The following is a 20398-nucleotide window of genomic DNA, read 5'->3' on the forward strand; positions in this document are numbered from 1 at the left end:
TAAAATAGGTGAAGATTTCTCTCCACCTATAATCAATTTATTTTTTATAATACAAAGATGACTGCATCTCATAAAGCTCTCTGTAGTATGCATCGTTCTTCATCAAGGTCTCATGATTATCAAAGGCTTCAACTCGTCCTTCTTTCAAAACAAGTATTTTATCAGCTTGTCTCACACTTGCTAGTCTATGTGTAATAAAAAATACAGTCTTTCCTTCTGTTAGTTCTAAAAACTTTTGAAATATTTCATACTCAATCCTTGCATCAAGTGCAGCTGTTGGCTCATCTAAGATAAGTATGGGCGCCCCTGAATAAAAAGCTCTTGCTAAAGCAAGTCTTTGCCACTGACCGCCTGATATATCCGTGCTGTCCTCAAACCTCTGTCCAAGCACCTTATCTAAATTAGCTGTAAAATCTTTATCAAATCCACTTTTCTTAAGAGCAAGCTCTATCTCATCAATATTTTCTTTTTTATTTAAGTCAGATATCACAATATTTTCTCTTATACTTAAATCAAATTTCGCAAAATCTTGAAATATAGCTGCAATCTTTTCTCTATATGCTTCATAGCTGTAATTACTTATAGGCACTCCATTAATTAAGATAGCGCCATCGTCAATCTTGTAAAATCTTGATAATAACTTTACCAAAGTAGTTTTACCAGCACCATTCTCACCAACAATGGCAATTTTTTCGCCTTTATTTACACTAAAGCTAATATTATTAAGTGTTTTTTTATCGCCATTAGGATAAGTAAAGCTAATATTTTTAAACTCAATACTGTCTATATTTTCTGGCATTTCAAGATTGCCACACTCAAAATCAGTTTTTATTTCATTAAACTTAAAAAACTTTTCCATGTAAAGCAAAGTATCGTAAAGCAATGAAGAATCTTCAATAAGCCTTGACATACTGTTCATCGCATAAACAACGCTTGATGCAAACAGCATTATAGCTCCAAGTCCAAGGCTACCTTTTCTAATCGAGTAAATTATATAGATAAATGTTCCAACACTAATTAAAGCTGTTACTATCAAAAAGAAAAGAGAATTTCTAAATTTTTTCTTTCTTTCCTTGTGTACACCCTTTTTAATCTTATTAAAAGAAGCTGTATATTTATCTATAAAAAATTTATATAGATTATACAGTCTAACCTCTTTTATAGATTTTTGAAGATAACAAAGTTTGACTATAGTACTCAAGCTTTCTTGACTCTTCGCTATTAGAAACAAGTGTTTCAAAGGCTTGCGCTTGCAATGAGTAAGCTATGATGGCTTGTGGCACTAAAACAAATAGCATCGCCAAAGCTATGAGCACGTGAAAGCTAGCGAATATAAATAACATTGATACAAAGAGTATCGCATTAGAAATGATACTCGTTCCAAAAACCAATAAATTTACTGGCCTCCAGCTCGATTCAGAGCTTAAAATTTCAATGTCATTATAAAAATTATGATCTTCATAATAATCAATGGTCTCTATCTCTTCTGACTTTTTCATTATGTCATAGTTAAGCTTAAATGTTAAATCATCTGTTAGCTTGCCTTGTACCAATGTTACTAGTGGGGCAAAAACGTTATTCAAAAGAAAACTAAGTCCCCATGCAGCAAGAACGATGTATAAAATTTTATTACTTAAACTGAAGACATTGTCAATCAAGTAATTTGCAATATACAAAGTTATCGATGGCAGCAAAGCTTGTAAAGGAATCACTAAAAGCAGCACGAAGACATTGCTTTTAGACGCACGCCAAAGATACTTGAAGCTTTTAAAGTATAAACTCAAGTAATTTTTCACATTATATTTTTTCAATTGTTTCACCTCATGATATAATTATATTATTTTCTTACATCATGTAAAATTACCCTCATCGTAATACCTCCTGTGAAATTTGTAAAATTATATTTACATCTTAATTATACTACGTAATAATATTTTATTCAATAAAATAGGTGAAGATTTCTCTCCACCTATAATCAATTTATTTACTTTTTCTATAAATTCTTATCCATTTGGAAAGTTAATTTTGAAGTGAACAAAGCTCTTGTTGCGTAATCTTGTAATTGTTTCTTTGTTTCTTCGATGAAGTAAGTTGCTGTCTTTTGGTTTTCTTCTGTCAAATATTTCATAAGTTTTTTGTCGTCTAAGCCCTTTGCTCCTTTTTGAATTTCCATAACTCTTTGTCTGCCATAGACTGCCATACGTTGTAAGAACTCATGTGTATCTCTATTGAATAGCTTGTAATGTTCTTCTGCATAGTATGCGAAAACTTTTGCTAGCCAGTAAGCGTTGTCGATGTCCATCTTTTCAGGAACTGTTCTGTATTCTTTTGGTGTGTCTTCTACGTAGTTAAAGAATGGTACGTATGGGTTGAATGCTGTTGTTCCGAAGGATAACCAAGTTACTCCTCTAAGTTTTTCATCTAGATCTGGATATACTTGTAAGATGTGTGAGTGAGCTGTTCTTGATAGTGAGATGCATCTGAATCTCTTCTTTTCTTGCTCTGTTCCTTGCCAGCCTATTGGGTCAAATTCTGTTTCGTTATAGTGTGAGCCTAAAACTTTAGCGCAGTCTTCAACTGAAATCTTTCTTGTAGCTTTCTTTATAAATGGTATGTCGCCGCAAGTTGGGCCCAAGTCGCATGAGGATAATAATTTATGTGCGTACCAAGCTCTAGGTGTATTATAAACTCTGTCTAGCTCTCTATATGTGCCAAAAACTTTTCTAAAGTTAAATCCTTCGAAGTCTGGATTTAAGTTATTTTCTTTAACAAATTCTTCCATGCCTTCTGACCACATATAATTTTCTTTATCATTAAAGTCTATTTGTTCGATGCAAACGTGGTTTGGAGCAACAGCGTAACAATCATCAGGTATTCTAACTGCTACCCAATGATGTCCTGTAGGTATCTCCATATACCAAGCTTCGTCCTTATCAGCAAATAATATACCATTGCCTTCAGCTGAACCATATTTCTTGATAAGTTCACCTAAGAATTTAATTCCGTCACGAGCTGATTTTGCATATGGTGTAACTAAATCATTTATAGCGTCTTCTGCGATACCATCAAGTACTAGTGGATCAAGAGCTAAAACTCTTTCGTTGCCATATAAGCTTTCAGTCGAGCTAACTGCAACGCCTAGTTCGTTAAAACCTGCTTCAGCATATTGGCCTGGTTCGTTCTTATCATCTGATGGGATAGCTGTATATCTCATTGCGCCCTTTGGCAATTTAACTTTAACCTTTGTGTTATCTGATTCATAAGTGCTTCCATTTGGTTTATCTTCATGAACCACAAATTTCTTTAAGTTTATAGCGTCATGATAATCTTCGTTTCTCGCGATGATGATAGTTCCATCTATAGACGCTTTTTTACCAACTAATATAGTTGTACACTCTGTTTTTCTCATTAAATAACCTCCTTTATTTACACACATAGTTTTGCCTATATATTTATTATACAACCAAATATATTAATACGTCAAGCGAATTATCCCTTTATCTTGATAATTTTTTAAAATGGCCTAGACGTAAAAAGAGTAGGCATAGATGCGCCTACTCTTGTAAATATCTTATATTGTACCTACTAGATCCATGCCTGGTGTAAGTGTGTCTTCGCCTGGCATCCAGTTTGCTGGACAAACTTTGTCACCGTGTTCGTTAACGAATTTTGAAGCTTCTACCTTTCTTAGTAATTCCTTAGGGCTTCTGCCTATACCCATATCATGGATTTCATAAGCAGTGATAACGCCGTCTGGATTGATTACGAAAGATCCTCTGTATGCTTGACCTTCTTCTTCGTTTAAAACTCCAAGCATTCTAGAAAGTTCAAATGCTCTATCAGCTAGCATAACGTATTTAGCTTTTGAAACTGCTGGAGATGTTTTTTGCCATTCCATGTGAACAAATTCAGAGTCAGTTGAAACTGAATATACTTCGCAGCCAGCTTTCTTAAAGTTTTCATATTCTTCAGCAAGTGCTTCTAGTTCTGTTGGGCATACAAATGTAAAGTCTCCTGGGTAGAAGAAAAGTACGCTCCAGTGACCCTTTAAGTCTTCATTTGTTACTTGAAAGAAGTCCTTACCAGCTTGAAATGCATTTACCTTAAATTCGTCTAATTTTTTACCTATTAAATTTGTCATTTTTACCTCCTTATTATAAGCTTTTTTCGCTCAGTTCATATATACCCAAAAGATATAAATAAATAACAAAAATATTATATCAACTTTATCCATTTTATGATAAAATATATATAAGAATTTTAAGGAGGCGCATACAATGATTAATCTTAGTGATTACAAATATAAGTACTTAATTTTATATATATACGCCATATTTTTATTTATAACAGGCTTTGCCTATAATACACCCGATGAAATTTATGCAGGTTTAAAACTAATATCCGTCTCATCCGCATCGCTTGTGACAGACTATATGAAGCTTGCAAACATCGGCGCCGCCCTTGTTAATAGCTCCATCGTAACACTATTTTCAATCATGATGATGAATATTAGAAAGATAGATTTAAAAGGGATACATATAGCAGCAGTCTTCGTTGTATCAGGCTTCTCTTTGTTCGGTAAAAACTTATTCAACTCAGTACCGCTTATGTTTGGAGTCATGACATTTACAAGGCTATATAAGATAAAGGTCGAGGACAATATCGCAAATGCTCTATTCGTTACATCACTTGCCCCTATGGTGACAAACGTCTACCTCTTAGTCGGCGGAGTCTTTGGCGTGGTCTGCGCCTTTTTCGCAGGTTTTTTAGTTGGCTTTATATTTACGCCGCTTTTAAAACCATTCAAAGAGTTTCATAAAGGCTTTAACCTTTACAATGGCGGCTTCACAGCGGGTATCATCGCTATGTTTTACTCAGGATTTTTAAAAACCATAAATATAAATCTCCCACAAAAAAGTATAATCTTAAGCGGCTACAACGATAAATTCATGCCACTAATCATGCTAACATCAATACTTTTCATAGCCTTGGGACTTTGTGAACAAGATGCACTAATAAATTATTTTAAACTGCTTAAAAGAACTGGACCCATGCTTCAAAATTACGAGGCAGAATTTGGTATCGGTGCTTGCCTAATAAACGCAGGTACCCTAGGTATAGTCTCAACACTTTATGTTCTACTTGTCGGCGGCGAGCTAAACGGGCCAATCATCGGCGGTATACTGACAATCATGGGCTTTGCCTTCATCGGTAAAGACATAAGAAATGCCCTACCAATATTTTTAGGCATATACGTCGCGAGCCTGATCAACGTCTACAACCCGCATGACACAGCACTTCTACTTGCAAGCCTCTTCGGCACAACACTTTGCCCAATCTCAAACTACTACGGTAGCTTCGCAGGCTTCTTGGCAGGCTTCTTGCACATGGCGCTTATAAACAACGTTGGCGGCCTTCATGCAGGACTAAACCTTTATAACAATGGCTTCTCAGGCGGATTTATAGCTGCCTTCATGGTACCACTACTAGATACATTCTATAAAAGACCAAAGTATTTGCAGGGTAATAAGGAACAATAGTATATGAGATATAAAAGAAGCAGATGCATTATGATGTGCATCTGCTTTTGTATTAAACTAATTTATTTAATTCTTATCAATTTTTTATTCTTTATCTCATATACTTTATCAGCAATTTTTTCTATGCTCTCATTATGTGAGACTAAAATTACTGTTTTATCTTTTGTAAAATCTTTAATACATTCTATAACTAGTTCCGAATTATTTTTATCTATATAATTAAGTGGCTCATCAAAGATAAATATTTCTCCTGTGCTTTGAAAAGCTCTTTCAAGCTCTATAAGCTTCTTCTCTCCACCAGATAGATTGTTCATGCTTGAAGCAAGAACTGTATCTAAGCTAAGATTATTTTTCTCTAAGGCTTTAATTATCTTAGTATCTTTATTTACACTTTTATTTGAAAACATATTGATATTTTCTTCTATATTTCCATAGAATATATCTGCCTTGTCTGGAACTAGCCTTATAATTTTATTTAATATGTTTGATTCTTTATCCACTTCACAGCCATTTAAAAATATTTCTCCACTATAATCAGTTTCAAGACCTGATATAGCTCTAAGTAGGCTTGTCTTGCCTGAACCATTGCTTCCCTTTATCAGTATCTTCTCGCCTTTTTTTATCTCTAAATTAATTTTATCTAAAATAATTTCATTGTAAGTTATGGATAAATCTTTTAGCTCTAAACTTTCAAAATCTTTTGCATCTTCATCTATAAGTTTGCTTTCAAAATTAATTACGCTATCCAATCTTTTTTTGTGCATTTCATACAAGGACTTCTCTCTTGGATATGACATGTAAAACTCAATTGGGTTCCATAGCTTTGATACGTATTGACTGAATAAAATCAAGGTACCTATGCTGACTGAGCCTTTAAAAACTAAAAAGCCGCCGAAGATGTATATGATTAGGTCGAGTATATTTAAAAGTCCGTTCGACATAAAATAATCATAAACTATATCAATCTTGAGTCTTTCAAAAACTTTTTCTAGATACTTATCTAGGCCCGCTTCATTTTTTAAAATAGTATCTTCACTCGAATTAAAGGCTTTTATCGTGTAATTATAATTATAAAATTCTTCGATATTGCCATTGAGCTTTTCATTTGCTTCTTCTATGTCCTTGTTAACTACAGCTTCCTTCTCACTCATCTTGTTTTGTATGAAATAAAATATTGGTAGTATTATAAGTATAGATGCACTCAGATAAATATTTTCTCTAAGCATAAGTATTATAATTAAAGCCAAATAAATCGCTTTAACTACTCTCTTGTACGGTATTTCTATTATGAAGCTTCTGATGCCTTCAATGTCTGAATTGAAAAGCTGTATGATGGATCCTAAAGATTTGCTCTTTAAATTGTTTAAACTTTCAAAACCAAGATAATTGTAAAACTTGCTTCTAAGCCTTCTTAATTCCTTCTCTTCATAATAAATCATGAAGTAATATGAAAGAGCTAATGTGCTTATGAAAGCTAATATCAAAATTGTAAATATTATAGCATTAAATTTGAATAAAGTATAATCTTTATCGCTGACTGCATCAACTATCTTTTTAATAAAGATAGGTACTGCAAGTGATGTGAGCATATTTATGCTTTGAAATATGTAATATAAATATTTAAGAAGTATATTATTTTTCTTCATATAAATCACCTCTTAATGTGAATTAATTTAATTATATACCTTAGATCTAATTTTATCAAGATTTGCACAAAAAAAGATAAGCTCAATTGAACTTATCTTTCTATTTATCTTCCACCATAAAATTTCATCTTTATTAATCTAGCTAGGCTTGTTGGAACAACTTTTTCATCTGTTCCAAGTATCATGGTAAGTGCGTGCTGATTAAGTATTTGATTCTTTGTGAACTGTATCGAGCAGCTCGCACAATATGTTGTGACCATGCTCTCATAATTTTTAAGTCTATCTAAAAAGGCTTTCGCTATCTCGGGTTCGTCGCGGCTCGCAAGACCGCCTAGGCCACAGCAAAGAACGTCTTTGTAGTCGCTCTTGGCGTTTGGCATAAAATATTTTAAATCTTTAAACATCTCTTTATGAACTTTGTCTGGGCATGGGTGGTATATGTGAAACTCATCTTCCAAAACCTTGCCTACGCCTAGCTCGTGAAGCTTTTCATATATTGTTATTACGTTTATGTCTGTGTAATCTTTAAAGAAGTGGTAGCAGTTTGGGCAGCATGTAACGACTCTCTTTACTTTTTTCTTAAGTAGAAGCATTTTGATGTGGTCTATGTTATTTTGTGCTCTGTCTTTGTCACCGCTCTCAAAAACTGGCTTACCGCAGCAGTCGATTGAGTAATCGCATCCATTTTCTCTAAATATCTCTATCATCTTCTTTGTTGTTTCTGGGAAAGCTCTTGGAAAAGCGCAGCCAAGCCACAATAAATCCTTGGTCTCTTTATTGGAGTTATTTCTAAATTTATATAGGGACTTCTCAAACTTCATCATGCCGAAGCCCTCATTTTTCCTATGTATTAGTGAGATCTCTCTGCCATCTAAATCAACGGGACAGACCTCGTAGCAGCGGCCGCATAAAAAGCATGAGTAAGCTAAGTCATCTCTAGTCGCAAAATCTGCTAGGTCAAGTCCATACTTCGTTAGAAAATCGCAGTTTTGTGTGCATAGCGAGCAGTCGAGGCAGGTCTCTTTAACGTATTCTAAATATTTTTTCTTATCATCTTTCATCTCTGTATCTCCTTGTGATCTCTTCAATCGAGTAGCCGAGCAAAAACATAAATTTTAATTTTTTCATTAGTATTATGGTCTTAAGTATACCCGTCTGTTCAAAGCGTCTCGCGTCAGTCGTAACGTATGAGTCTATAGCCTTTATCCTTGTTCCTTCTTTTTTGAGTCTTCTTGACATTTCGTAGTCTTCCATAAGTGGCAGTTCCTTAAACATGCCCATCTGAATGAATTTTTCGCGCCTAAATGACATAACTTGATCTCCATAGGCAATATTATATAGCTTTAGTCTTAGATTTGATCTAAAGGCAACGACCTTCATTAAAAATCTTTTGCTAGTAAATTTTATCTTAATGGCTGCGGCGCTGTATTTATCAAGTGCCTTATCCATCTTGACTATGGCATCCTTATCTAAATAAGAGTCTGCGTGCAAAAACATTATTTTTTCTTCGGTATTTTCTTTAAAGCCTGTATTCATCTGAATTGAGCGTGATTTTTCGCTCATAACTACCTTAAATGGAAATTCCTTGTTTAGTTTATGAAGCACATCAAGCGTAGCGTCTCCACCATCGGCATAAGCTATATAGACCTTGAAGTCTCCATCTAGGCTATATAAATGCCTAATGAAGCGCTCTATGCTCCTTTCTTCCTTATATACTGGAACTACTATTGCTATCATTTTTCTTATTAACGTACTTTGTAAGCAGAATGGAAATAATTACAAGAGCAAGCATGATTAAAACTGCAATCAAAAACTCTTTTGATTTGTAATCTTTAATCTTGTCGCCTAGGTTTAAGTAAACAAGCGTTCCTGGTGCAATGCCTACGAATGAAACTATCAAATATTTCCAAAAACCTATATCTGTTAATGGATAGGCATAATTAAGTATATTGTATGGAATTATTGGCGTAAGTCTCACTAAGAATAGTCCTGATGCGATGTTAGCGTCTTTTGAAAAATATCTATCGTAAGTTTTTTTGCTCACATGTTTATGCACCATAGCGCTAACAAAGTCTCTGCCAATGTATCTTGCGATGACAAACATAATTGACATATTTAAAATCGCTCCGACCATGGTCAAAAGGCTTCCCTTCACAAATCCAAATAGTGCAGCTGCTATAAGTGCAAGGACTGGCACTGGGAAGAAAAATACCGGAAGTATCGCAAAAGCTGCCACGTATAAAACTTCTGAAAGCTCTCTTCGCTCTTCGATAAAGGCTTTAAGTTTCGCCATGGGCACGTACTTTATAACTAGAACCGAGCCTATTATTATAATTAATAGGCTCAGTATCTTAATTGGATTTATTTGCTTTTTTCTTGTCATTATAAATTTTACCTATCATGTAAACTAAGGCACTTAGAGCAACTACACACACTATAGAAATAAATATAGTTTTTGTAGAGCCAGCTAAGTTACCTAAGTATGAGTAAACGATAGTTGCTGGTAATTGTCCAAGACCTGTTGCGATGAAAAAGTCCCAGAACTTTATAGGTGTTAGGCCTGCTGCATAACTAACTATGTCAAATGAAACGAAAGGTAGTAGTCTACAGATAAGTATTGAGTTTTTGCCGTATCTTTCGAAAAATTCGTCAACTTTAGCAAGTCCTGTCTTAGTCGTAATCTTTTCAACAACGTCTCTACCAAGTGTTCTAGCGATGTAGAAGCATAGTGCGGCTCCTACCATTGATGACCAGAATGATAGCAAAGCGCCCTTCCACCAGCCAAATACTGCTGCATTTGAAAGTGTAATTAGTAGTGCTGGTATTGGTGACAAAATTGATTGAAGTATCATTAAAAAGAAGGATATGACTGCTGCATAAGCACCGTAACCCCTGATTAACTCTATAACCGATTCAAGGTTCAAGCTGCCTAATTTTGAAACGAAATTGTTCATAGTCGCGTTAAAACTTGGTATTACAAAGTATAGTACTACTGTTAAAACAATGATTGCAATAAGCACTATCTTAGATATTGTTTTTTTCTTCATTATTATTCCTCCAATTGTTAATATTTATTAAGTCATGAAATATTTTCTCGTCTAGCCTAATTTTTTTGCCATCTAAGATAATCTCATCCTCACTTAAAAATTCTACATTTTTGCCAAAGTAATTATATAATAGATCCTCTTTAGTGTCAATATCATCGATGATTCTAAGGCACTTTATACGTGAACTATTAGAATTTTTTATAGTTTCATCAAGTATCATTGATTTATTTTTAAAATCTATATTAAGTTTGCCGTCAATATTTATCTTTGATGCAACTAGCGAATAGCCCCCATCTGATGACGGATTAAAAACTATATCGTTATCATCAAGTGCATCAAAGGCATTTTTTATATCTTTTGCGCTGATGTCATATATGTCTGAACCGATGATAGCGACCTTGTCATAAGTCTTAAGAGCCGTATCAATGACAATCTCCATCTTTTCAAATAGATTCGCATCAGCCTGAGCCTTGTATCTTTCATTAGGCAAAAATTCTTTTAGTATATTAACTTTTTCAAAAGGAGTCGCATGGACTTCAATATCCCACTCATCTGAAATAACTTCAGAAAGAAGTCTTTTTATCAAGTTCTTGTGAAATAAAACTATATCCTTTTTAGATAAAAAGTCCTCTAGACGCGTCTTTGTGTGCCCCTCAATAGGCACTCTTGTAAATATAATAAGTAAATTTTTCAATTGATATCTCCTAAACAATAAAAAAGTGTAAAGATTTATTCTCTACACTTTTCTTATACCCAAATAGTATTTTTTACTTATCTTAATTCACTTATTAAATCAAGTGGCGTATTCAAAACAATATCTGCATCCTTCATGAGCATCTCTTTTGTGCCTACGCCGCATGTGACGCCAATAGCAAGCCCAGCTACTTTACCTAGCTCTAAATCTATTAGTGAGTCGCCTACAACGGCTACTTCTTTTCTACTTAGTCTAAAGTTTTTACAAAAAGCATCTAATGATGATGGATCTGGTTTATTTGGATAAAAATCAGCTGCTGCTAAAAAATCTATTTCATCATATACGCCAAGCATCTCAAAACTTAGTTTTGCTTGCTTAAAGCTATCAGCTGTTATGACAGCTACTTTGATATCAAGTTTCTTTAGCGCGTCAAAACATTTTTTAACATCACACGTCCCCACAATCAATTCTTGATGCTTAGCTAAGTAAGCTAAAAAGAAATCACTTATCTCTTTATCAAGAGCTTCTTCACTTTTGTTAACATATTTACTAAATACTTCTGCTAAATCAGCTATAGTGCCTGAGGCAAGTATAGAATTTTCTCTAATACTGCGGTCTTCATTCACTCCTACTACCTGTCTTATCTCTATCTTATCAGCTTCACTAAGCTCATAATAATCAAAGAGATCTTCTAAGCTAAGTCTCCAAATGTCAGTAAATTTTAAAAGCGTTCCATCTTTATCAAATATTACGCCTTTTATATTATTTTTCATTTGACATCTTCTCCATCAAATCGCCCCAGACTTTCATCTCGTGCTCCTTAGTCTTTCTATTAAAGAAAATGGGATTAGTGTATCCATAAAGATTGCCATCTTCGTCCCAAACATCTACTCTTATCCAGTGGTAAGCGCTGTCTATTTCAATACTGAACATCGACTCTTTAGCCTTTTCATCTTTAATGCACTCGCCATCGATTAGCCAAGATATATGAAGAGCTGATGAATGAAAATTATTTTCGAGTAACTCCGCTCTTAGGCTTGCTCTTCCAGTGAAGTTTTCATTTTCTCTTGCTAAGCCATTGGCACTAAGCTTTATCTCTTTTGATCTAGTCACAGACACTTCTCCAGCCAGCATCGCGTCTTTAAGAGCTTCGGCTGTGTTTTCTTTTGCGTAAACTATGGTTTTTGGATCTCCTAAGAGCGATGGATATGCTGAACCCTCATATTTTTCTTCTGGAAGTAAGTGTGAGTCGCTTCCGCCTATGGATATGACTCTGTAGCTGTCGTTCAATAAGTAGTTCCAGGCTTTTATGGCGTCTTTGATTGCCTTTTTAGATGTCATATACGTCGGGTCGTTGATCACTTCCATAAATGTGATTAAGTCAAGCGGAAATGATTTTGCATGAAAATCCCATGGCGGCATACATGGATGGTTCACTGAAATCAGTGAGTAATCCTTTGCCTCTTTTATTATCCTTACAAGTGCTTCTTCGTCTTCAATCTCATATATTGCATGCTCTGCAAATGGCGTTTTTTCTGTAAATAATAAGTTGATGTGACCAAGGCTAGATGTTATCTCTATACCTGGGTAAACTTTTAAGCCCTCATGCTTTGGCCATGTGTAGTGATAGACATTGTGATCCGTAGGCACAAAGAAGTCTAGTCCTTGCTTTATCGCTACATCATTATTGGCTTCTCTAGACATTTTACCGTCTGAATATATGGTGTGAGTGTGGAAGTCCGCCGCATAAGAAGTTTTCTTAGGTCCATAGTCCTTCATCATTATGCTATCAAATAAATTTACTTCATTAAATCTATTTTCTTCACTATCTAAATCTCCTTCATAAATTTCAAGACTGATATCATCTGCGTCACACATATTTAGAACGCCATATTCAAGACTCCAAACGCCCTTAGCTATATTAGGCTTAAAGCTTTGGCAGCAAGGCGAACAGCTAGATTGGATAGTTGCTATGTGCCTTTCGCCGCTATCCTTCGCAGCTATTACCTGTGCATAAAGCTTCTTATCTGGGCCGAAAACGTAGGCGCTAAAAAACTGTTTGTTATTGCTCCACTTAATTGTTAGGGCCTTGATATCTTTATCAATAGTGAAATTTACTACGTCATAAGCCTTATTTAACTTTATATTTAAGAATTTCTCTCTTTGCATATATACCTCTCACTAAAAAATAAGCGCCTCACATAGAGACGCCCAAATTATAATCTTACTTATTTAGTACTTCATCAAGTGCTTTTTGAGCTACTTTTTGTGCTTCGTCAAGTGCTTCCTTAGCTGGAACGTTTTGTAATTCAACTTTATCTGCAGCTATCTTTAAAGCGTCTATGATTTGTCCCTTAGTCGGGTCTACAAACACTGGTGTAGCTGTAAGTGCTTGTTCATATGGTACCTTTGCATATGGACTTTCTTCTATAAACTTCTTGTACTCTTCGATATCCATAGTACTCTTTCTAACAGGTATATAACCAATCTTCATTGACCACTTAGCAGATATTTCAGGACTTGTGAAGTATGCTATCCATTCATAAGCAGCTTTCTTTTGTTCTTCTGATACAGCTTCTGGAACTAATAAGCTGTGTGCGCCTGCTTGAGCTTTACCATTTTTATCGTGTAATGATGGTTGAGGAATTGAGTCAATCTTTGTAAAATCAAGGTCGCCCTTATCTCCTGATGAGCCAGTATAGCTCATTGCAGTACCATTCATAACGTTATCGATAGTTCTGTACCAATATTCCCAGCCTTGTCCGCCTGATTCAATCTTAGTAGTTTTATCGTCAAAAATTTGCTTTCTAACAAAGTCCCAAGCCTCAACCCATTCAGGCGAGTTGATAGTTACTGTCTTACCATCTTCTGACAATACAGTACCGCCATTGCTATAAGCAATGTCTGATAGGTTATCTGGACCCCACATAACTAGGTGACCCCAGTCAGCTATGCCTTTTTCTTGCATTGTCTTTGATGCTTCAAAAACTTTGTCCCAAGATGAGTATACATCTTGAGGATCTAATCCAGCTTTTTCAAGTAAATCTTTTCTATAGTAAATAACTTGAGTTGTGCCATAAGCTGGGAAGGCATATACTTTGCCATCGATTTGATCTGGCTTCATAAATACATCTAGATAATCATCAAGAGGTGTTCTTTCGTCGATATATGGTGTTAAGTCAGCCAATAGACCTGCTTCACTCATTTCTTTAATCTTGCTACCTATGAAAACTGCTGGTGCTTGATTAGCTGCAATAGCTGCTTGAACCTTTTGATAAGTTTCGTCGTAGTCGGCTTGTTGAACGCCTGTTACCTTTACCTTGTCTTGCGAATTGTTAAAATCATTAATAATTTCTTCCATAGTTTCTCCAGCTACAGAACCTAATCCATACCAGAATTGAATTTCAACTGGCTTATCGCTAGCTGTTTCATCTTTCTTTTCTTCGCTCTTCGACTCATTTGCTTCAGAACTTGTAGTCTTATCTCCTTCGTCCATAGCTTCCTTAGCAGCTGGTGAACATGCTGTAAATACTAGTGATAATACTAAAAGTATTACAGCTAAACTTCTTAATTTTTTCATTTTTTTCCTCCTATAATGATAATTTTAGCCTTTTATGCCGTTGTCACTGATGCCTTTGATAAACCACTTTTGTAATACTAAAAATAATATTAACAGCGGAAGTACCGCAATCGCATTAGCTGCCATGAGCATAGGTAGGTTTTGAGTGAAATTTCCTCTTGAATTAAAGAATATATTTAAGCCAACGCTTATTAGATAATTCTTTTTGCTGTTAGTTATAAGTGATGGCCACATGTAGTTATTGTACATCGCCACGAACTGAATTAAAGCAGTTGTAAGTATTGTAGACTTTGCTACTGGTACCAAAACTCTCCAAAGAATCTGCCAGTTATTTGCTCCGTCCATCTCAGCCGCTTCGATAAGCTCCTTTGGTATGGATGAAAATGTTTGATAAATCATATATATGGCAAAGACGCTCGCCGCGTTTGATATTACGATGCCAGTTAGTGTATCTATTAAATTCATCTTAGCAAGTATTACATAGCTCGGTACATAAGTCGCCGCAGCTGGCAGCATATACGTTAATAGTATTGCCCCAAATAAAACTTTCTTTCCCTTGAACTTAAAGCGTGACAAGCCATATCCCATGAGTATAGAAGTTAGCATTTGAAGTACAACTATCGCGATGGATGTGATTATACTGTTAAAAATATATAGGTCAAATGGTGCTTGCTCTAAAACTCCTCTAAAATTTCTTAAGTCAAAGAATTCTGGAGCTAATTTCATCGGCTCTCTGATTATGCTTTCCGCACTCTTAAATGAGTTTGAGAACATCCATAAAAGTGGGAAGAAGGTAATAATACTTACTATTGTAACTATTATTATATTTACTGATTTAATTTGTTTTTTCATCTTTATCACCTATTTGCAAACTTCTTTTGCAAGATAAACATAAGTCCAGCGAGTATACCAGTAATGACGACCATAATCATGGTTACCGTTGTCGCCTTCCCCATGTTGAATTGCTCGAATGCCATTTGATAGAATAAATAAAGCAGTGTTCTTGTTGATCCTGCTGGACCGCCACGTGTTAGTACACTGATTTGGTCGTAGGCTTGTATTGAGTTAATTAGGCTTATAACCGCTAAGAACAGTGTTGTCTTTGCTGTCATCGGCGTATAGATGTACTTTATCTTTTGCCAAACACTTGAGCCTTCAAGCTCATATGCTTCGAATAAATCCTTTGGTATCTTGCTGATAGCGTCTGCGTAATAAAGCATGCACCAGCCCGATGTCTTCCATACGGTTACTATCATTACAGCGATGAGCGCTGTGTTTGAGTCTGTTAACCAGTTTGGTCCACTTATGCCAAAAATAGCTAGCCCTCTATTGATAAGGCCGATATCTGGTCTAAACATCCAACTCCATACTATAGACATAGCAACCATCGGTGTAATCCATGGTGCGAATAAAAAGCCTTGTATAAGCTCTTTGCTGCGTCTAAACTTATCTATGAGTATTGCCATCAAAAAACCAAAGATAAGTGTCGGAACTACTGTTCCTAGACCGAATAACAAAGTATTTTTAAGTGCTTGCCAAAAGGCATCGCTACTAAGTATGTCCTTGTAGTTTTGTGCGCCAACAACATTAAATGTCGGGCTGATATAGTCCCAATCTGTAAAACTTAGTAAGAATGACGCTATCATTGGGATGAACCAAAACACCAAAATTGGTATTAGTGGCAAAACTATATAGACAAGAAAGCCTGAAAAGCTTATACTTTTTATTCCACGAACTCTTTTTACTTTGCTTTTATCTTTTGCTTTGCTTACTTCTCTACTTAACTCCATCTATTGCCTCCCAGAAAATTCTGTTTTCTGTCTTAGCATCAAATAGCAAGATATTTTCTGTCACAAAAGCAATGTGTATCTCGCTTTTTGACTCGATTTCAAGCTTTGCATCTACTCTAAGAGTTATCTCATCTCCATCTAGCTCGCCATGTATATGGTAATCTGCTCCTAATAGCTCTACCATCTTAATCTTTAATGCTAAGTCATCTTCATTATCAGTAATTCTAATGTGCTCAGGCCTAATGCCCATGATTACATCTTTATTGTCAACTTTAGAATAATTTGCAAGAGCCCTTCCTTTGCTATTATAAAGTTTTCCGTATCTAATTTTTCCTTTGATAAAATTCATTGGCGGTGCTCCTAAAAAGCCCGCAACAAAGACATTGCTAGGGTTTTCATAAAGCTCCTTTGGAGTGCCAACTTGTTGAATCACGCCATCTTTTAAACAAACTATCCTTGTAGCCATAGTCATAGCCTCTGTTTGATCGTGAGTTACGTATATAACAGTTGAGCCCAGCTCCCTTTGCAGCTCAACAAGCTCTTCTCTCATGTGTATTCTAAGCTTAGCATCAAGGTTCGATAGCGGCTCATCCATTAAAAAGATTTCAGCGTCTCTAACTATGGCCCTGCCTAAAGCTACCCTTTGCTTTTGTCCTCCTGATAGCTCAAACGGCTTTCTCTTTAGGTACTCAGTTAAACCAAGCTTTTCGGCAGTTTCTCTAATACTTTTATCTCTAATATCCATGTCAACGCCACGAATCTTTAGCCCAAAACCAATATTGTCATAAACATTTAAGTGTGGGTATAGAGCATAATTTTGAAAGACCATTGCGGTGCCTCTGTCTTTTGGCGCTACCTCGTTCATTCTCCTGCCATCGATTAGTAGCTCGCCTTCACTAATATCTTCAAGTCCAGCTATCATCCTAAGCGTTGTGGACTTGCCGCAACCTGATGGTCCAACAAAGACTATGAACTCTTTGTCTTCTACTTCAAGATTAAAGTCTTTAACAGCGTTATCGATTCCATTCTCATACTTTTTATATACATGTCTTAAAGAAATCTTACTCATACATCCTCCTAAATAATTTTCATATCTCAATTACTTGTTTATAATACATGAGCTTTGTTAATGTTGTATGTGCAATATGTTAAGTGTGAGTAAAGTATTTGGTTTTTATTTAATATAATTTTACAAAAAATACCCTCCTTACTCATTCATCAAGTAAAGAGGGTAGATATCAATTATTCTTAGCTATATCTTTATTAAAAACTAATTGTTTAGTGCAAACTCAACTATCTTATCAATTGCGTATGCAAAGTCAGCACGACTAACTTCTTTATCGTATCCAAGTTTGCCATCTTGATCTAATTCTAACAAGCCTTTTCTAACTACGTCTATAACTGCATCGCGGCTCCATGCTGGTAGATAGCTATATGCGCTATAGTCAACGTCAACTACATTAGGCATATTAATATTATATAGTTTAAGAAGTCCTTCAAGCATAACGGCTAGTTCTTGTCTACTTACTTTTTTCATAGGCTTGAATGATCCGTCTGAGTATCCGGCTACAATACCATGTGTCATTGCCCACTTAACTGAATTGAAGTACCAGTCTTTCATTGTGATATCTTTTGCGCTCATACTTGTGTTTATAAACTTATCTATTGATATTCTCATGAAGACTGCAGCTACCATGGCTCTAGTAACTGTTGTGTTTGGCATAAACTTATCTTTTTTAATGCCTGCTAAAACACCTCTTGATGCAAGATTGATGATGGCATCTCTTCTTTTTTCATTGACTATGTCTGTAAAATTAACTGGTAAGACTTTATCAGCTACTTCTATTGGACTAAGTTTTGTTTTTTCTATAGGTTTTGTATTTGTTTCAATAGTCTTTGTTTCTTCTTTATTTTCTTCTGTTTTGTCTGTTCTTGGTCTTCTTGGTCTATAGCTGTGCTCATCTCTAGTATCAGGTTCATATGGCGGTATAATTATAGTATTGTCGTTATCAGGATTTGGTTCTGGATTTGGTTCTGGTTGTGGGTTTGGATTTGGTTCTGGATTTGGATTTTCTTTTTCTTTCTTTAATGTCACTTCATCAACTACTGAGTTATCACTTGTCCTATATGTTACTACTTTAAAAGTATTATCAGTTACAGATATTTCTGAGTAGTTAGGAACTCTTTCTTGGTTTTTTACTGCTGCATAATCAAATTTTTCATCTTTTATTGTATAGAATTTTGATCCCGAGCCAGAGTTTGCTGTAATGTATAGCGCTCCCTTAGGGTTTATATACTCATTTGGTGCCTTTCCTTCTACGTTATTTTCCCACTTAACTAATGGCTCTGTTCCATCCATTAAGTGTGTTCTTACATATACGTGATCGTGACCCATAAGAACTGCATCTATACCATTATCTTTAACTAGCTTTGGAATATATTGTCTTCTATTTAGTATGTCTTTATCAACTGCATGTGTTGCGACTGAATAGATTGCATGGTGGAATGTTAATACTTTCCAGTCTACTTTGTTTTTGTATTTTTCAACTGTCTTCTTTACAAAATCACTATGTTCAGCTTGATGCACTCCATAAGTAGAGTCTAGCGAAATAAATAAAGTATTATTATATACATAAGCATAATCTGCTCTACCTTCATTACCGAATTCTGGAAGTGTATAGTGTTCAAAAAATCCATTTCTAGTAGCATTTTCTCCATCGTGGTTGCCAATAACTGGTGCTAACGTCATTCCCTTTAATCCGTCTCTTTCGGTAAAGCCCACGTATTCATCCTCATTACTTGAGTAGCTATTAATTTGATCACCAGCACTTAGTAGGAAGGCAAAATTTGTTCCTTCATCAGTCATTCTTTTCTTCATGATGTTTAATGTTTTGTCCCAACCTTGTGCATCGCTTTCTTTGTTGCCGCCCGCACCAATTTGTGGGTCACCTACTAAGAAGAACGAGAAGTCTCCTTCTTTAGCTGTCTTGAAATTTACTGCTTCTGACTTAGTGCTATTCTCTCCATTCCAATATACTAGTTCATACTCTGTATCTGCTTTTAAACCTTTAATGTTTGCTTTGTAGTTAACAAAGCCTTTTTTACGATTGTTTTCGTTAGCTTCTGCTGTAAATATTTTGCCTTCGCTGTCTCCAGACTCTTTTACTTCTACATATCCAGTAGCATTAACTTTGTTGTACCATGTGAAATTTCTCTCACTTGGATTGCTTCCTATAGTCAATACTGGTGTAGCAAATTCATTCTCAGATGTGGCTTTTTGTGCTTCATCTTCAAATCTGATGTTTTGCATGTCAAAGTAGATGTCTGAACTCTTATTAGAGTATTGGTGCAATTCTACAGCTAGATAGTTTTCTCCACTTGTTAGCTTTTCTTGCCAGTCTGAAAACGCAATACTTACTTCTACTTTTTTGGGCTTACCTACTTTTTCTTTACATCCATATTCAACACTTTGTGTATATCCAGCATCAGGAACATTGGCTTTATATATAACATCTCTGTTTAAGTAAACGATGACTGCGTCATCATAAGCTAAGTCAAACTTTAAAGATTTATTCGATAATGACATTGTATTATCTACATTAAATTTCTTAACAAAAAAATATGTAGGAACTGTTTTTTTATCATCAAGATAGTGTCTTAATAAAGTCTTTGTTGTAAATCCATCTTTAACGTACTCTTTTCCTTCTTTTGCTCCAAAAGGTGCTTGTCCAGTTTTGGCAGCAGCAGCATCTTTATTGTATTGACCAAATGCCCACGTATTATGTTCTGGATCTGATGATGGATCTACTCCATCTTCAAAATATGTCCAATTATCATTGAAAGAAACAGTATCATCACTAGTCTCTTCACTTGATTCGTCCTCTTTTTCTTCTGATAGACTTTCATCTACTGGTGAATTTGCTTCTTCTTCATTTGTTTCATTTGAAAGCTTTTCTTCATTATCTTCTCTTATGACTTCTTCATTTGTGACAGCATCACTTGCTTTCAAATCGAATGAAAAAGTACTTAATAAGATTAGAAAAACTAATACTAAGCTTACAATTCTTTTTGTTTTCATTTTTTTCCTCCTTAAAACTTGAT

18 protein-coding genes are annotated in these 20398 nt (G+C 35.2%); 1 reads left to right on the forward strand and 17 read right to left on the reverse strand.

What is annotated here, in order from left to right; all coding sequences use genetic code 11:
- Window positions 1–37: 37 nt before the first annotated feature.
- The 4 genes from BN30_RS08855 to BN30_RS03230 form a co-directional block, all read right to left on the reverse strand.
- Window positions 38–1201 (reverse strand): ABC transporter ATP-binding protein, encoded by a 1164-nt coding sequence (locus tag BN30_RS08855; RefSeq protein ID WP_207636133.1) that lies wholly within the window; start codon window positions 1199–1201, stop codon window positions 38–40.
- Window positions 1149–1811, reverse strand: a complete 663-nt coding sequence (locus BN30_RS10220) for an ABC transporter ATP-binding protein (RefSeq protein ID WP_207636134.1) — start codon at window positions 1809–1811, stop codon at window positions 1149–1151. Before BN30_RS10220 ends, BN30_RS08855 begins: the two co-directional genes overlap by 53 nt.
- A gap of 182 nt (window positions 1812–1993) precedes the next feature.
- A complete protein-coding gene (locus BN30_RS03225; RefSeq protein ID WP_019214073.1) occupies window positions 1994–3409 on the reverse strand; it encodes a C69 family dipeptidase in 1416 nt (471 codons plus the stop codon).
- 162 nt (window positions 3410–3571) lie between these two features.
- A complete protein-coding gene (locus BN30_RS03230) occupies window positions 3572–4141 on the reverse strand; it encodes a redoxin domain-containing protein (RefSeq protein WP_019214074.1) in 570 nt (189 codons plus the stop codon).
- 136 nt (window positions 4142–4277) lie between these two features.
- On the opposite strand from BN30_RS03230, the gene BN30_RS08860 reads away from it, so the two are divergent.
- Window positions 4278–5540 carry a DUF1576 domain-containing protein gene (locus tag BN30_RS08860; protein ID WP_019214075.1) on the forward strand — a complete coding sequence of 421 codons (1263 nt, stop codon included), beginning with the start codon at window positions 4278–4280 and terminating at the stop codon, window positions 5538–5540.
- 62 nt (window positions 5541–5602) lie between these two features.
- Here BN30_RS08860 and BN30_RS03240 read toward each other — a convergent pair whose 3' ends face one another.
- The 13 genes from BN30_RS03240 to BN30_RS09565 form a co-directional block, all read right to left on the reverse strand.
- Window positions 5603–7186, reverse strand: coding sequence for an ATP-binding cassette domain-containing protein (locus BN30_RS03240; protein WP_019214076.1), 1584 nt, complete (start codon window positions 7184–7186; stop codon window positions 5603–5605).
- A 104-nt stretch (window positions 7187–7290) separates the two neighbouring features.
- Entirely contained in the window at window positions 7291–8247 is a 957-nt protein-coding gene (locus BN30_RS03245) for a heterodisulfide reductase-related iron-sulfur binding cluster (protein ID WP_019214077.1), read from the reverse strand.
- The gene (locus tag BN30_RS03250; RefSeq protein ID WP_019214078.1) at window positions 8237–8923 is read right to left on the reverse strand and encodes a TIGR04283 family arsenosugar biosynthesis glycosyltransferase; all 687 of its coding nucleotides are present in this window, start codon (window positions 8921–8923) and stop codon (window positions 8237–8239) included. The genes BN30_RS03245 and BN30_RS03250 overlap by 11 nt, the downstream gene beginning before the upstream one ends.
- Complete coding sequence (locus tag BN30_RS03255) at window positions 8895–9569, reverse strand: TVP38/TMEM64 family protein (RefSeq protein ID WP_019214079.1); 675 nt, start codon at window positions 9567–9569, stop codon at window positions 8895–8897. Before BN30_RS03255 ends, BN30_RS03250 begins: the two co-directional genes overlap by 29 nt.
- On the reverse strand, window positions 9538–10233 hold the full coding sequence (locus BN30_RS03260; protein ID WP_019214080.1) for a TVP38/TMEM64 family protein: 696 nt from the start codon (window positions 10231–10233) through the stop codon (window positions 9538–9540). The genes BN30_RS03255 and BN30_RS03260 overlap by 32 nt, the downstream gene beginning before the upstream one ends.
- Window positions 10211–10927 carry a TIGR04282 family arsenosugar biosynthesis glycosyltransferase gene (locus tag BN30_RS09560; RefSeq protein WP_019214081.1) on the reverse strand — a complete coding sequence of 239 codons (717 nt, stop codon included), beginning with the start codon at window positions 10925–10927 and terminating at the stop codon, window positions 10211–10213. Before BN30_RS09560 ends, BN30_RS03260 begins: the two co-directional genes overlap by 23 nt.
- Before the next feature lie 77 nt (window positions 10928–11004).
- Complete coding sequence (locus BN30_RS03270; RefSeq protein ID WP_019214082.1) at window positions 11005–11700, reverse strand: HAD family hydrolase; 696 nt, start codon at window positions 11698–11700, stop codon at window positions 11005–11007.
- On the reverse strand, window positions 11690–13096 hold the full coding sequence (locus tag BN30_RS03275; RefSeq protein WP_019214083.1) for a CehA/McbA family metallohydrolase: 1407 nt from the start codon (window positions 13094–13096) through the stop codon (window positions 11690–11692). The genes BN30_RS03270 and BN30_RS03275 overlap by 11 nt, the downstream gene beginning before the upstream one ends.
- Before the next feature lie 55 nt (window positions 13097–13151).
- A complete protein-coding gene (locus tag BN30_RS03280) occupies window positions 13152–14507 on the reverse strand; it encodes an ABC transporter substrate-binding protein (protein WP_019214084.1) in 1356 nt (451 codons plus the stop codon).
- Between the two features lie 24 nt (window positions 14508–14531).
- The gene (locus tag BN30_RS03285) at window positions 14532–15359 is read right to left on the reverse strand and encodes a carbohydrate ABC transporter permease (RefSeq protein WP_019214085.1); all 828 of its coding nucleotides are present in this window, start codon (window positions 15357–15359) and stop codon (window positions 14532–14534) included.
- A gap of 5 nt (window positions 15360–15364) precedes the next feature.
- Window positions 15365–16297, reverse strand: a complete 933-nt coding sequence (locus BN30_RS03290) for a carbohydrate ABC transporter permease (protein ID WP_019214086.1) — start codon at window positions 16295–16297, stop codon at window positions 15365–15367.
- Window positions 16284–17396 carry an ABC transporter ATP-binding protein gene (locus tag BN30_RS03295; protein WP_341348921.1) on the reverse strand — a complete coding sequence of 371 codons (1113 nt, stop codon included), beginning with the start codon at window positions 17394–17396 and terminating at the stop codon, window positions 16284–16286. Before BN30_RS03295 ends, BN30_RS03290 begins: the two co-directional genes overlap by 14 nt.
- A 171-nt stretch (window positions 17397–17567) precedes the next feature.
- Window positions 17568–20375 carry an S-layer homology domain-containing protein gene (locus BN30_RS09565; protein ID WP_019214088.1) on the reverse strand — a complete coding sequence of 936 codons (2808 nt, stop codon included), beginning with the start codon at window positions 20373–20375 and terminating at the stop codon, window positions 17568–17570.
- Window positions 20376–20398 lie beyond the last annotated feature (23 nt).

Source organism: Fenollaria massiliensis, from assembly GCF_000312505.2.
GTDB classification, from domain to species: domain Bacteria; phylum Bacillota; class Clostridia; order Tissierellales; family Peptoniphilaceae; genus Fenollaria; species Fenollaria massiliensis.